This is a genomic window from Actinoplanes sp. NPDC048796, from assembly GCF_040650035.1.
In the GTDB taxonomy this organism is placed as follows: domain Bacteria; phylum Actinomycetota; class Actinomycetes; order Mycobacteriales; family Micromonosporaceae; genus Actinoplanes.
In genome coordinates this window covers 681,009-694,241 of sequence record NZ_JBEZGO010000003.1, presented here as the reverse complement: position 1 = coordinate 694,241, position 13,233 = coordinate 681,009, and the positions used below count along the sequence as shown (strand labels likewise).

At 71.9% G+C, this 13,233-nt stretch carries 15 protein-coding genes; 6 read left to right on the top strand and 9 right to left on the bottom strand.

The window, feature by feature from the left end; genetic code table 11:
- The first annotated feature begins 19 nt into the window (after window positions 1–19).
- The 4 genes from AB0C26_RS16915 to AB0C26_RS16900 are packed head-to-tail and all read left to right on the top strand — an operon-like array spanning window position 20 to window position 3,855.
- On the top strand, window positions 20–1,078 hold the full coding sequence (locus AB0C26_RS16915) for a glucose 1-dehydrogenase (protein ID WP_360247670.1): 1,059 nt from the start codon (window positions 20–22) through the stop codon (window positions 1,076–1,078).
- A gap of 5 nt (window positions 1,079–1,083) precedes the next feature.
- A complete protein-coding gene (locus tag AB0C26_RS16910) occupies window positions 1,084–2,847 on the top strand; it encodes a glycoside hydrolase family 15 protein (RefSeq protein WP_360247668.1) in 1,764 nt (587 codons plus the stop codon).
- Window positions 2,847–3,584, top strand: coding sequence for a ZIP family zinc transporter (locus AB0C26_RS16905; protein WP_360247666.1), 738 nt, complete (start codon window positions 2,847–2,849; stop codon window positions 3,582–3,584). The genes AB0C26_RS16910 and AB0C26_RS16905 overlap by 1 nt, the downstream gene beginning before the upstream one ends.
- 55 nt (window positions 3,585–3,639) lie before the next feature.
- Window positions 3,640–3,855 (top strand): hypothetical protein, encoded by a 216-nt coding sequence (locus tag AB0C26_RS16900; RefSeq protein ID WP_360247664.1) that lies wholly within the window; start codon window positions 3,640–3,642, stop codon window positions 3,853–3,855.
- Window positions 3,856–3,886: 31 nt separating this feature from the next.
- Here the strand turns inward: AB0C26_RS16900 and AB0C26_RS16895 are convergent, their stop codons facing one another.
- From AB0C26_RS16895 to AB0C26_RS16885, 3 genes are read right to left on the bottom strand one after another with little or no spacing between them, the layout of a single operon-like run.
- Window positions 3,887–4,465 carry a hypothetical protein gene (locus AB0C26_RS16895; protein WP_360247662.1) on the bottom strand — a complete coding sequence of 193 codons (579 nt, stop codon included), beginning with the start codon at window positions 4,463–4,465 and terminating at the stop codon, window positions 3,887–3,889.
- Entirely contained in the window at window positions 4,462–5,799 is a 1,338-nt protein-coding gene (locus AB0C26_RS16890) for a hypothetical protein (RefSeq protein WP_360247660.1), read from the bottom strand. The genes AB0C26_RS16895 and AB0C26_RS16890 overlap by 4 nt, the downstream gene beginning before the upstream one ends.
- Complete coding sequence (locus AB0C26_RS16885) at window positions 5,796–6,563, bottom strand: ABC transporter ATP-binding protein (RefSeq protein WP_360247658.1); 768 nt, start codon at window positions 6,561–6,563, stop codon at window positions 5,796–5,798. The genes AB0C26_RS16890 and AB0C26_RS16885 overlap by 4 nt, the downstream gene beginning before the upstream one ends.
- A gap of 147 nt (window positions 6,564–6,710) precedes the next feature.
- Here AB0C26_RS16885 and AB0C26_RS16880 point away from each other — a divergent pair, with 147 nt between their 5' ends.
- Window positions 6,711–7,934: a histidine kinase gene (locus AB0C26_RS16880; protein WP_360247656.1), complete on the top strand. Its 1,224-nt coding sequence runs from the start codon at window positions 6,711–6,713 to the stop codon at window positions 7,932–7,934.
- Window positions 7,931–8,599, top strand: a complete 669-nt coding sequence (locus AB0C26_RS16875; protein WP_360247654.1) for a response regulator transcription factor — start codon at window positions 7,931–7,933, stop codon at window positions 8,597–8,599. Before AB0C26_RS16880 ends, AB0C26_RS16875 begins: the two co-directional genes overlap by 4 nt.
- A 28-nt stretch (window positions 8,600–8,627) precedes the next feature.
- Here AB0C26_RS16875 and AB0C26_RS16870 read toward each other — a convergent pair whose 3' ends face one another.
- The 6 genes from AB0C26_RS16870 to AB0C26_RS16845 form a co-directional block, all read right to left on the bottom strand.
- Complete coding sequence (locus AB0C26_RS16870) at window positions 8,628–9,422, bottom strand: alpha/beta hydrolase (protein ID WP_360247652.1); 795 nt, start codon at window positions 9,420–9,422, stop codon at window positions 8,628–8,630.
- Window positions 9,423–9,451: 29 nt separating this feature from the next.
- Complete coding sequence (locus tag AB0C26_RS16865; protein WP_360247650.1) at window positions 9,452–10,156, bottom strand: alpha/beta hydrolase; 705 nt, start codon at window positions 10,154–10,156, stop codon at window positions 9,452–9,454.
- 35 nt (window positions 10,157–10,191) lie between these two features.
- Window positions 10,192–10,653: a RidA family protein gene (locus tag AB0C26_RS16860; protein WP_360247648.1), complete on the bottom strand. Its 462-nt coding sequence runs from the start codon at window positions 10,651–10,653 to the stop codon at window positions 10,192–10,194.
- 126 nt (window positions 10,654–10,779) lie between these two features.
- The gene (locus AB0C26_RS16855; protein WP_360247646.1) at window positions 10,780–12,018 is read right to left on the bottom strand and encodes a helix-turn-helix domain-containing protein; all 1,239 of its coding nucleotides are present in this window, start codon (window positions 12,016–12,018) and stop codon (window positions 10,780–10,782) included.
- Window positions 12,019–12,024: 6 nt separating this feature from the next.
- Complete coding sequence (locus tag AB0C26_RS16850) at window positions 12,025–12,840, bottom strand: MerR family transcriptional regulator (RefSeq protein ID WP_360247644.1); 816 nt, start codon at window positions 12,838–12,840, stop codon at window positions 12,025–12,027.
- A 28-nt stretch (window positions 12,841–12,868) separates the two neighbouring features.
- Complete coding sequence (locus AB0C26_RS16845) at window positions 12,869–13,228, bottom strand: peptidase inhibitor family I36 protein (RefSeq protein WP_360247642.1); 360 nt, start codon at window positions 13,226–13,228, stop codon at window positions 12,869–12,871.
- Between the last annotated feature and the right edge of the window lie 5 nt (window positions 13,229–13,233).

Below are 13,233 nucleotides of genomic sequence, written 5' to 3'. Positions count from 1 at the left end.
ATGGTTATACGAAGGAGTTATGCGTGCACTTACCGTTCGGCCCGGCACCAGCGGCACCGCCCGGGTCGACGAACTGCCCGATCCAGTGGCCGGCGGCGGGGAACTGCTCGTCGAAGGGCTGGCCCTGGGCGTCTGCGGCACCGACCGGGAGATCGTCGCCGGGGAGTACGGCTGGGCCCCGCCCGGCCGTGACCGGCTTGTCCTGGGGCACGAATCGCTGGGGCGGGTCCGGCAGGCTCCGGACGGCAGTGACTTCGCCGCCGGTGACCTGGTCGTCGGGGTGGTCCGGCGTCCCGACCCGGTGCCGTGCGGGGCGTGCGGGCACGGCGAGTTCGACATGTGCCGCAACGGCCGGTACACCGAGCGCGGCATCAAGGAGATCGACGGGTACGCCGCGCAACTGTGGACCGTCGAGACCGGGTACGCGGTGAAGCTCGACGCCCGGCTGGCCGACGTCGGGATGCTGATGGAGCCGGCCACCGTGGTGGCCAAGGCGTGGGAACAGGTCGACCGGATCGGCGCCCGCTCCTGGTACGAGCCGAAGCGCGTGCTGGTCACCGGGGCCGGGCCGATCGGGTTGCTGGCCGCGCTGCTCGGCATTCAGCGCGGTCTCGACGTCCACGTGCTCGACCGGGTCACCGGCGGCCCGAAGGTGGACGCGGCCACCGGGCTGGGCGCCACCTACCATTCCGGGCCGGTCGCCGACGTCGCCGGGAAGCTGCAACCGGACGTCGTCGTCGAGGCCACCGGCGCCGCGTCCGTGGTGGTCGATGCCGTCGGCAACACCGCCAGTTACGGCATCACCTGCCTGACCGGCGTCTCCACGCCCGGCCGCCGGATCAGCGTCGACGCCGGCGCCGGCAACCGGGAGATCGTGCTGGACAACGACGTCGTGGTCGGCAGCGTCAACGCCAACCTGCGCCACTACCGGGCCGCGGCCGGCGCGCTGGCCGCGGCCGACCTCGACTGGCTCCGGTCGCTCATCACACGCCGGGTGCCGCTCGATCGCTTCGCCGACGCGCTGACCGCCCACCCCGACGACATCAAGGTCGTTCTGACCCTGGCCGACGGACGGTGACCCGCGTGGCCGCCCCGATCGAGGACTACGCGCTGGTCGGCGACCTGCACACGGCCGCCCTGATCGGCCGGGACGGGTCGGTGGACTGGCTGTGCCTGCCCCGGTTCGACTCGCCGGCCTGCTTCGCCGCGCTGCTGGGCGATCAGGACAACGGCCGCTGGCGGATCGCCCCGCGCGGGGGCGGCGCCGCGACCCGCCGCCGCTACGCCGGCGACACGCTGATCCTCGAGACGGAGTGGGACACCGACGGCGGGACGGTACGGCTCGTCGACTTCATGCCGCCGCGCGGCGAAGCGGCCGATATGGTCCGCATCGTCGAGGGTGTCTCCGGCACTGTCCACATGCGATCCGAGCTGACGCTGCGCTTCGACTACGGCCACGTCGTCCCGTGGGTGCGCCACCACGAGCGCGGCATCACCGCGATCGCCGGCCCCGACGCGGTGTGGCTGCGCACCGGCGTACCCCTGCATGGCCGCGACCGCGGCACCGTCGGCGAGTTCACCGTCGCGGCCGGGGAGCGCGTCACCTTCGTACTCACTCATCAGCAATCGCACCTGCCGCAACCGAGAACGGCGCAACCGGAGCAGGCGCTGAGCGACACCCGGCGTTTCTGGGACGACTGGATCGGCCGGCAGAGCTACGAAGGGCCGTGGGCTGACGCCGTACGCCGAAGCCTGATTTTGCTCAAGGCCCTGACCTACGCGCCGACCGGCGGCATCGTGGCCGCCGCGACCACCTCGCTGCCGGAGCAACTCGGCGGGCCGCGGAACTGGGACTACCGGTACTGCTGGCTGCGCGACGCCAGCTTCACCCTGCAAGCCCTGCTCGGCACGGGCTATGTCGCGGAGGCGCGGGCCTGGCGGGAATGGCTGCTGCGGGCGGTCGCCGGAGACCCCGCGGACCTTCAGATCATGTACGGCCTCGACGGCACCCGCCGCCTGCCCGAGTCGACGCTCGACTGGCTGCCCGGCTATCAGAAGGCCGGCCCGGTACGGGTCGGGAACGCCGCCGCGAACCAGTTCCAGCTCGACGTCTGGGGTGAGGTCCTGGACGGCCTGCATCTGAGTCGCACCGCCGGCATCGCGCCGACCGGGGACGGCTGGGACGTGCAGCGCGCACTGCTCGACTTCCTCGAGGAGCACTGGCGAGAACCGGACAACGGCCTGTGGGAGGTGCGCGGGCCGCGCCGGCATTTCGTGCACTCCAAGGTGATGGCGTGGGCCGGCTTCGACCGCGCGGTCACCGCGGTCGAGAAACACGGCCTCGACGGCCCGGCCGACCGGTGGCGCCGCACGCGCGACGCCATCCACGCCGACGTCTGCGCGCACGGCTTCGACGCCGGGCGCACCACCTTCACCCAGTACTACGGGTCGGACGGGCTCGACGCCGCGCTGCTTCTGCTGCCGCGGGTGGGTTTCCTGCCGTACGAGGACCCGCGCATCGTGGGCACGATCGCGGCCGTCCGTGAGCAGTTGTGCCACGACGGTTTCCTGCTGCGGTACCGGCCCGAGCGGGACGGGGTCGACGGCCTGCCCGGCGCCGAGGGCGCGTTTCTGGCCTGCACCTTCTGGCTGGTCGAGGCGCTGCAGGGCATCGGGCGCGGCGACGAGGCGCGCGAGCTCTTCGAACGGCTGCTCGCGTTGCGCAACGACGTGGGCCTGCTCGCCGAGGAGTACGACCCGGCGGCCGGACGGCAGCTCGGCAACACCCCGCAGGCGTTCAGCCTGGTCGGCCTGGTCAACGCGGCCCGCCGCCTCGGAGGTGCCTGATGCCGCATTGGCTGCAGGCCGGAGGGTGGGGACTGCTGGCCGGATCCGCGCTGGTGGCCGGCGCGGCCGTCGGCTACCTGATCCGCATCCCGCGGCGGGTCGTCGCCTCGGTCATGGCCTTCGGCGCCGGCGTGCTGCTGTCCGCTGTCGCGTTCGAGCTCATCGCCGAGGCGAACGACCGGGGCGGCATGACACCCACCGTGCTGGGCGCGGTCACCGGCGCGGTCGTCTACACCGGCTGCAACGTGGTCCTGGCCCGGCACGGCGCCCGTCACCGGAAACGCTCGGGAGAACAACAGAAGGGCGGTTCCGGTACGGCCATCGCGCTGGGCGCCCTGCTCGACGGCATCCCCGAGTCGATAGTCATCGGTACGAGCCTGCTGGGTGGCGGCGCCGTCGGACTGGTGACGGTGATCGCGGTGTTCATCAGCAACGTGCCCGAGGGCCTGTCGAGCGCGGCCGGCATGCGCAACGCCGGGCGCGGCCCGCGCTACGTCTTCGGCCTGTGGACGGCCATCGCCCTGATCAGCGGCCTCGCCGCGGTCGCCGGCTACACCCTGCTCGGCGGCGCCCCGGACGCGGCGCTGGCCGGCGTCACCGCCCTGGCCGCCGGCGCGATCCTCGCCATGGTGGCCGACACGATGATCCCCGAGGCTTTCGAGCAGGCACATCTGCTCATCGGCCTGATCACGGTGGCCGGCTTCCTCATCGCTTTCGGCCTGTCACACGCCGGCTGAAGGCACCGCACAGCCGTGGACCGGACCGACCCGCCCGGGATGACACCATGATCGGATGACCGCCGACGAACACGCCGCCCGCGCCGCCGAACTCACCGCCGAGGCCGAACGCCTCTACCAGATCTGCCTGGTCGACTACCAGACGAACATCAACGAAGACGACCATTCCGACGAGCCGTACGTCCCCGGCGCCGACCTGGCCATGCTGACCGCCACCACGCAACTCGCCCAGGTCCACGCCACTCTCGCCCTGCGAGACCACCGCCCGTAGCCGCGATCTGCGCCTCGGGCGCGCCGCCCCGTCAGCTCGTCGTGCCGCTCCGGCGGGGGCCGCGAGTCACATACCCAGCGGCTCCGGCGACCGCGAGGGTGACGGCGATGGTGAACGCCGCCGGGCTGTCCGCCGGCTGACCCGCCCAGGTGAGTAGGTGCAGCGCGAACGGCTCCGGCACGGCCGGGATGCCGCCGGACACGCAGCCGGTCACGACCGGCAGGGTCCAGGCCAGCCGGCGACCGAACAGAGCCGCGGCCAGCGCGGCCAGCCCGGTGAAGCCGGCCGCGTCCCGCAGTACGACGCCGGTCGGCGCCGTCGTCACGACGGCCACCACGGCGGCCGCGGCCACGAAGATCGCCGCCAGGTGCGACGCGCGGCGGGGCGCCCAGCGGATCGCCGCGGTCGTGTCCAGGGTGCTGTCCGGCCCGCCCAGGCCGTGGCCGAGGACGGCGATGCCCAGCGCCAGGGCGAGAGCCGCTGCGGTCACGGCGTGTCGTGACTCGGCCGGGCCGGTGCCCAGCCAGGCGACGGCGATCATCGCCGATACCGCGCACAGCGCTCCGGCGGGCACTTCGCGCGAGCGCAGGAACAGGCCGACGGCCGTCATCGGCCGGCTCCGGCACCGAGGGCTGCCGCCTGGTCGCCGCAGGTCAGCCCGGCCGTGCGTACCGCGGCGACCCGGCGTTCCTGCTCGGCGGCCGGCCAGGCGACCAGGGTCGCCCACATCTTGTCGCGCAGGTTCTGTTCGGCCGCGGAGAACGCCGGACCGGGTGCCGGGTGGCGGCCGTAGAGCCAGGCGGCCGTCACGGCCCGGGCCCGCAGCACGTCGAGGTAGGCACTTTCATCATCGTCGGTGCAGAGCGGGGTACCCGCGCCGGCCAAGATCCGGGCGGTCAGCTCGGCGGGATCATCGGTCTGGCTGAGGTTGCCGGCGTCCACCCAAGCCTCGGAGGCCGGCTGCGGTCGGCCCAGGCCGGGAACCGCCTCGTGAACCGAAGCCGGCGCGTTCGGCAGCTTGGCCAGCAGGCGCAACGCTTCCCGAGACGGCGCGACGACTGTGGGTAGCGTCCGGCTGTGGGCGGCTGTGACGCAGACCCGAGGGCCGCCGTCGGTGGTGCAGACCTCGGTCACCGCGGCCGGGTCGATCGGGAAGGCCTTCTCGGCGGTGATGGTCAGCAGCGGGGTCGCCAGCGCCAGCCCGAGCAGTGGCGGGACGACGGCCAGGACCCGTACGAGCCGGTTCGTCGCGAGGTAGAGCACCAGCCCGCCGGCGACCAGCCCGGCGAGCCACCAGGCCTGGCCGGCGCTCACGGACCCGCCGACCGTCTGGAACTCGGAGAGCGTGCTGGTGAAGAACGGCAGCAGCAGAGCCGGTCCGGGCTTCGTGGCGTCGCCGATTTTGGTCGCCTCGATCGCGGCCAGGAGCGAGGCCAGGCTGCCCGCGCCGAGTACGGCCGGGGTGTACGCGTACGGCAGCAGCCGGCCGACACCGAGGCCGAGGAAGCCCGCCGCGACCAGGGCCAGCACGCCGACGGCGGTGACCGCCCACCAGCCGCTGCCGGGATAGCCGGCGGCGGTCGCGACCCTGGGCGCCCCGGCGGCCAGAACGAGCAAGTAGCCGACGGTCAGGCCGAGGGCCGCGGCGAGAGCGGAGGGCCGCAGCCGCCGCCATCCGGGAGCCGGTGTGCTGCCGAGCAGTTCCTCGATCCGACTGCGCCGGTCCCGGCCGGCTTGCCAGGCGCCGGCCGCCAGGGCCAGCGGCCAGAGGACCACCAGCATGATCCGCTGAAAGGCGGCGAGCAGGTTCCACTGCTGGTCCCACAAGCCGGTCTGCCCGGTGAACGCCAGCACGTACAGTCCCGCGGCGCCGAGCACGGCCGTCCCGGCGCCGGCGAGGAGCGCGCTGGAACGACGAAGTTCGATCCCGACGATGCCGCTCACAGCGTCACCGCCGGCGCCGCCCGGTGCCGTTCGATGAGGGCCGAGTAGCCGCGTTCGATGGGACTGTCCCCGGCGTCGCCGGCGCCACCGGCGGCCGCTATCTCGTCCGGCGTCCCGTGGAACACTATGCGGCCGGCGTCCGCCAGCACGACGCTCGTGCAGGCCGCGGCCACGTCTTCCACGAGGTGGGTGGAGACGATGACGCAGGAACGTTCGCCGAGCTCGCGCAGCAGGGCCCGGAAGTCGAGTCGCTGCCGCGGGTCGAGGCCCACTGTCGGCTCGTCGAGCAGCAGCAGCTCCGGCTCGTTGACGATGGCCTGCGCGATGCCGGCACGCCGCAGCATGCCGCCGGAGAGCGACTTCATCCGCGAGCCGGCCCGGTCGGCCAGGCCGACCCGCTCGAGTGCGCGCCGCACGGCACGGCGGCGCCCGGTGCCGGGCACCTCTTTGAGCCAGGCCATGTACTCGACGAACTCGGCAACTGTGAACCGCGGGTAGTAACCGAACTCCTGAGGGAGGTAGCCGAGTGCCCGCCGTACCTTTCGGAGGTCGGGTCGTCCGTCCATGGGCTGCCCGAGCAGTCGCAGCCGGCCGTCGTGCGGGCGCAGCACGGTGGCCAGGGCTCTGATCAGGGTGGTCTTGCCGGCGCCGTTCGGTCCCAGCAGTCCGTGGACGCCGGCGCCCAGGCTCAGGTCGACGCCGTCGACGGCCACGTGCCGGCCCGTTCTCACCCGCAGCCCCACGGCTTGCACTGTCGTCGTCACGATCACTCTCCGCTCATCGTCCGGTGCGGCTTCGATCGTGCGGGAGCGGGGCGGGGGCGCGCCTCAGCCGTGTTACCGAGCGGTGCCGCGGTGACTCGGCCGAAAGAACCAGGCCGCCCGGGTACGGGTGTCGTACCGTGGCCTTCTGTGTTGATCATCGTTCCGGGTCGCCGGTGGCCGCAGCGGGTGGCGGCGGGCCTGTTCGCCGTCGTGGTCGCGGGCCTGGTCGTCGTCGAAGGGCTGGACGGTCCCACGCTGCCCGCCAAAATCGGCATTGTCGCCGGCGGGCTTCTCGCGGCGGCCGTGGTCCTGCTGGCCGAGGCCCGCCCGTCGGCGGTCGCCGCGGCCGCGGCGGTATCCGTCACGGTCTCGGTGGCCTGTGGGCTGGTGCCGTCGATGCGCCCGGAGCACACGTTCGGCCTCGTGGAGTTCGCCGCGCTCTCGGTGGCGGTGATCCGCCTGGTCATGCAGCATCCGATCGTCCGGGCGGCCGGGCCGGCCGCGCTGACGATCCTCGCCATCGGGCTTCTTCCGGTACGGGTCTTCCTGCACCCGGCCAACGTCCGGACGCTGTCGCAGGACGGCGGCCTGGTGGCGGTCGTACTGGTCGCGTGGGTTCTGTTCGTCGCCATGCTGGGTCTCTATCTGCGCCTGCTGGAGCGCCGCCGCGTCGACGCCGACCGGCTGGCCCGGCAGTCCGAGCGCATGGATCATGCCCGCGACCTGCACGATTACGTCGCCCATCACGTGACCGCGATCGTCGCCCAGACACAGGCCATCAGGTTCGTCACCGGTGCGGGCGCCGCGCCCTCGCCCAAGGACCTGGACGCCTTGCTCGCCGACATCGAGAAGGTCGGCGGTCAGGCCCTCACCTCGATGCGTACGCTCGTGGGGGTCCTGCGCGACGAAACGCCCCCGGCCGCACCCGTCGAGGGCACGCTGGACGCGATGCTGACCACAGTCACCGAGACGATGCCGCCCGGACTTCCCGCGCCGGCCCTCTCCGTCGACGAGGCCCTGGCCCATCGGCCGTTACCCGCCGCCACCCTCGACGCGGCTCACCACACCGTTCTGGAGGCGTTGACCAACGTGCTGCGCCACACCACCGGCACGACCCGGATCGACATCCGGGTCCGCGCTCACCCCGGTCGGCCCGGCCTGGCCGAGGTCTCGGTCAGCAACGACGGCCGAGCCGCCGTGTCCTCTCTACCGTCCGGCGGCTTCGGCCTGACCGGCCTCAGCGAGCGGGTGCGCGCCGCGGGTGGCGAGTTCTCGGCCGGGCCGGTCGCGGCGGGCTGGCAGGTCACCGCGATTCTGCCGGTCACCGAACGGCGTTCGGACGGCCGGCGATGGAGACGGGAACGACGATGACCATTCGGCTTCTCCTGGCCGACGACCAGGACATGATCCGTACGGCGTTCCGCATGATTCTCGGCACTCAGCCGGACATGGAGGTGGTGGCCGAGGCGGCCGACGGCGAGACCGCCGTCGAGCAGGCCCGCCGGCTGCGCCCCGACGTGTGCCTGCTCGACGTCCGGATGCCGAAACTGGACGGACTCGAGGCGACCCGGCTGCTGGCCGGCCCGGCCGTCCGGGACCCGCTCAATATCCTGATCGTCACCACGTTCGACCTCGACGAATACGTGTACCGGGCGCTGCGCAACGGCGCCTGCGGTTTCCTGCTCAAGGACACCTCGCCGAACCTGCTGGTCGAGGCGGTGCGGGCCGCGGCCGCGGGAACGACGCTGATCTCGCCGGCCGTGACCGTACGGCTGCTGGCGCACCTCGCTCCCCGCCGGGGCGACGAACCCGAGGCGCCGGAGGCGCCACCCACCGAGCCACTGACCGAACGCGAGCTCGCCGTGGTCCGGCTCGTGGCGCACGGACACACCAACGACGAGATCGCCGGACAGCTGTACGTGACGCTGTCCACGGTCAAGACCCACCTGGCCAACGTGCAGCGCAAACTCGCCGCTCGCAACCGGGTCGAGATCGCCGCCTGGGCATGGCGCAACGACGTCTGTTCCTCGAACTGACGTCGTTGCCCTGATCGCGAGGATCAGGTCATCGTGCTGTCGCCGCCCGGACGATCAGGTCCGCGACCGGGCCTGGATTCGACACACCGACGGCGTGCGAGGCCTTGCGGATCTCGACCGTTGCCCGCGATCCGGCCCGATCAGCCATCCAGCGCTGAGCCGCGGGCGGGATGTTGCGGTCGGCCCCGGCGACGAGGAACCAGGAGGGGATCTTCTTCCAGGCCGGTTCCCCGGAACCCGCACTGAGCGCGGCGTCCCGGATCGGGCGCTGCGTGACGGCCATCAGCGAGGCCTGCCGCTTGGACACGTCGCCGGCGAACTGCTGCCGGAACAGGTTCGGCCGGATGGAGAGGTCGTTGGTGCCGTCACCGAGCGGCACCGAGGCCAGCGTGTCGCCGAGAGTGCTGCCCGGGAACTTGTTGGACAGCTCGAGGGCGCTTTCGCCCTTGTCGGGGGCGAAGGCCGCGATGTAGACGAGCGCCTTGACGTCCGGGTCGCCGGCGGCGGCGTTGGTCATCACCGCGCCGCCGTACGAATGGCCCGCGAGCACGATCGGCCCCGGCACGGAATCGATGACGGTTCGCACGGAGGCGGCGTCGGAGCCGAGGCCCCGCAGCGGATTGGCGGCGGCGACGACCGGGTAGCCACGCTGCTGGAGCCGTTCGATGACGCCGGACCAGCTCGCGGAGTCGGCGAAGGCGCCGTGGACCAACACGATGGTCGGTTTGGCCTTGACGTGCGTACCGGCGACAGCGGCCGACGTCGTGCCGGTGAGAACGATGGCGGCGGCGAGGGCCACCACTGTGGAGATGCGAACGCGCATGATGCCTCTTTCGGTCAGGTCAGGGGAATTCAGACGATCGCGGCGGCGGCCTGCAGGATGACCGCGGCCACCGCGGCGGGCTCCGAGGCGGGAATGGCGTGTGAGGCCCCGGGCAGTTCGACGCGTGTGCGGGCGCCGGCGCGCTCGGCCATGAAGCGGTGGGCCTCGAGCGGGATGTTGTAGTCGCGCTCCGGGTAGATGAACCAGGACGGCACCGTCTTCCAGGCCGGTTCGCCGGATCCCTCGTTGAGCGCCGTGGTGTTCAGCGGGCGCTGGGCGACGGCGTCGAGGGCGGCGCGCTCGGCCGGGACGTCGGCGATGAACTGCTGGTGATACTTGTCCTGCCGGATGTACAGGTCGACGGTCCCGTCCGGGAGCGGCACCTCCCGGAGGGTGTCGCCGAGGGTTCCGCCCGGGAACTTGCCGGACAGTTCGCCGATGCTCTCGCCGGCCTCCGGTGCGAATGCGGCGACGAACACGAGCGCCTTGACGTGGTCGTGCCCTACGGCGGCGTTGGACATGACAGCCCCGCCGTACGAATGGCCGACCAGCACGACCGGGCCGTCGACGGTGGCCAGAACGCTCGAGACGACGGCCGCGTCGCCGGACAGGCTGCGCAGCGGGTTGGGCGCGGCGATCACCGGATAGCCGTCGGTGAGCAGTCGCCGGGCCACCTCGTTCCAGCTGGCGGACTCGGCGAACGCGCCGTGGACGAGGACGATGGTGGGTTTCATGACAGAGCCCTTCAGTAGGTTCGTTCCGTACGCGGTCAGGACGAGATCTCGACCTGGAGTTCCACCTCGACCGGGCTGTCCAGGGGCAGCACCGTCAGGCCGACGGCGGAACGGGCGTGGATCCCGGCCGGGCCGAAGACGTCGTGCAGGAAGGTGGAGGCGCCGTCGAGGACCTGGGCCTGGCCGGTGAAGGACGGCAGCGAGGCGACGAAACCGGTCACCTTGACGACCCGTACCACCGCGTCGATGCCGACCAGCGCGTCTACCGCCGCGAGGGCGTTGAGCGCGGCCGTACGGGCCAGGTCGGCGGCCTGGGCGACGTCGACGGTGTCGCCGACCTTGCCGGTGACCGGCAGCGTCCCGCCGACGAAGGGCAGTTGCCCCGAGGTGTAGACGTGCCGGCCGGAACGGACGGCCGGCGCGTAGCCGCCGACCGGTGTGGCGACATGCGGCAGCGTGATGCCGAGCTCGGCGAGCCGGTCGCTCCAGATCCCCATGATGTGTGCCTCTCGTGTAGCGGGCGGGCCGCTGTGCCGCGCCCGTACTTGATCTCATCCGGTCCGGGCGCGGCGGAACACGCGAGAACGCATGCAGAACCACTTCCGCATGTGCGGTCGCAGTGCCTACGGTTCTTCCTCGGCGAGCCGCTCACGGGCGAACAAGCGGATCAGGTTGTGGAAGCGGTATCGGCCGTCGACGTGGGCTTGAAGAAGGCTCAACTCCACGAGTTCGTCCAGGGCGTCCTCGATGCCCTCCGGGTTCGCCGGATCCAGTGCCCGGGCGAGCCCCGCGTCGAAGTCCGATCCGGGCGCCGGCGCGAGCCGGCGGAACAGCCGCCGCGCCTGAGGAGACAACTGGGTGTACGAGAGGTTGAAGGCAGCGGCGATCCGCAGGTCCCCGGCGATCAGCTGGTCCAGCCGCCGGCGTTCGTCGGACAGCCGGTCGGCCAGATGTCGTACCGTCCATTCCGGCCGGCTCATCAGCCGGTTACCCGCGATGCGCAGCGCCAGCGGCAACCGGCCGCACAGCTCGGTCACTTCGTCCACGGCCTCGGGCTCGCGGTCGCCGATGATGCGCCGCAGCAGGGTCGCCGCGTCGCCGGCCGGCAGCTGCCTGAGGTTGAGCCGGTGCACGCCCTCCAGCCCGGCCAGCAGCCGGCGGCTGGTGATGACGGTCAGGGAGGGCCCGGGACCGGGCAGCAGGGGCCGGACCTGTGACTCGTCGGCCACATTGTCGAGCACCACGAGCACTCGCCGATGGTGCAGCAGTTCCCGGTACAGGCCGGCCCGGTCGGTGTCGTCGGCCGGGATCTCGTCGTCCCGGATGCCCAGAGCGCTGAGCAGACGGGCGAGTGCTTCCGGCGCGCCGGACGGTCGTACGTCCATTCCCCGAAGGTCGACGAAGAGAGTGCCACCGGTGAACGCCGTCCCGAGCTGGTGTGCCGCCTGCACAGCCAGCGTCGTCTTGCCGGCCCCGGCTGTCCCCGACACGGTCACCACCGGCGCCACCGACGGCGCGGGCCGGGCCTCGGTCGCGACCCGGCCCAGCTGAGCCAATTCGCGGTCCCGGCCGGTGAAGTCGGGTACCGGACGGGGCAACCCGCAGCAGCCGGCCGGCCCGGCCGCCGGAAGTCTCGGCCGGCCGGCCCTGGCCGCGGCGAGAAAAGCCGGCTGCTCGGCCTGGGGCAACGCCAGCGCGTCGGCCAGTGCTTGGACGGTGCGCCGCTGGGGTGCGACGCTGCGCTCGCGCTCCATGTCGCTGATCGCGCGAGCGCTGACCCCGGATTTCTCCGCCAGTTGCTCCATCGTCAGCGCGGCCGCGTGCCGGTGGGCCCGGAGCCGCCGCCCGAAGGTTTCACTCATTGCTGATCACAGTGGGCTGGTGGCTCCGCGGATCGGCGCGCTGAACTCGGCGCTGTCCTCGAGGACCACGTGACGCAGCTGTGCGATGTCGAGATAGGAGCCGTCGATCGGGTGGGCGAGCAGGCGGCTGATCGCTGTGCAGTACTTCGCCATCGAGTGGCGGCCCGGCATGGTGATCGACAATTCGTCGCCGGCGCCGCACTCACGCACCTCGGCGGCCGACGCCAAGGCGGCCATCGTCACCGGGTCGCCGAGTACCTCGATCTGTACCCACCAGAAGGACCCCTCCCGGGCGGACGCGGTCCCCGGGGCGAGAATCCGCCAGGGCGTACCCGTCGGCGTCGCGCCGTACAGCTCAACTGTCTTGGTCAGCTTTTCGGTCGCCGCCGTCAGGATCGCCTCGGTCACGTCCCATTCCTGACGGCCGGGCCCGACCGGGGTCGCGGGGGCCGGCCTCGACACCACAGTCATGGCCGGAACCCGGCGCCGGCGGGGCCGCGGCTGTGCTTCCAGCAGATCCCGGGCAGTCTGGATCGCCTCGTCCTCCTCCGGGCGTCGCCGCTGGACACGAGCGCTGTGCTCGCGCAGCAGAGCGAGCGCGGCGCCGGGCTTGCCGAGCACCCGCCGGACCCGCTCGACACCCAGGCCGGCCTGCCGGAGAACGGTGACCAGCATGGCGTCCTCGACCTGACCGAAGGTGTACGAGCGATACCCGGTCCGCTCGTCCACCCGGGCCGGGACGAGCAGACCTTCGGCGTGGTAATACCGCAGCGTCGGCGCGGAAAGCTGAGCCATCTGGCTGAATTCCTTGATCGACAACATGTTCTCAGCGTCCGGTCGGTGCGGTTGATCAGCAGAAGCGGAACGACGAGATCATGTCGTTGAACCGCTCCGGACTGCGGAGATCGGGCTGTGCGAAGCCCCAGTAAAACCCGATCATCGGGCCGTCGAAGTTGATGTCCTGGTACACGCAGACCTTGCGGTCCGAGCGGTTCTGCCACGAGCTGGCTTTGTCGTTGAACGAGCCGAGACTGCTCCGGGGAGTCGCGGACATCATCACGATGCGCCCGCCGTAGTTGATGTGCTCCCATAGGCAGAAGTTCTTGGGCGGGCAGTCCGACATCGCCGCCCGGGCGGGCGAACCACCCACGATGGTGTGTCCGGCCAGAAGGCCGATCGTGAGCAGGGCGGTGGCAATGGCTTTACGCATTCTTC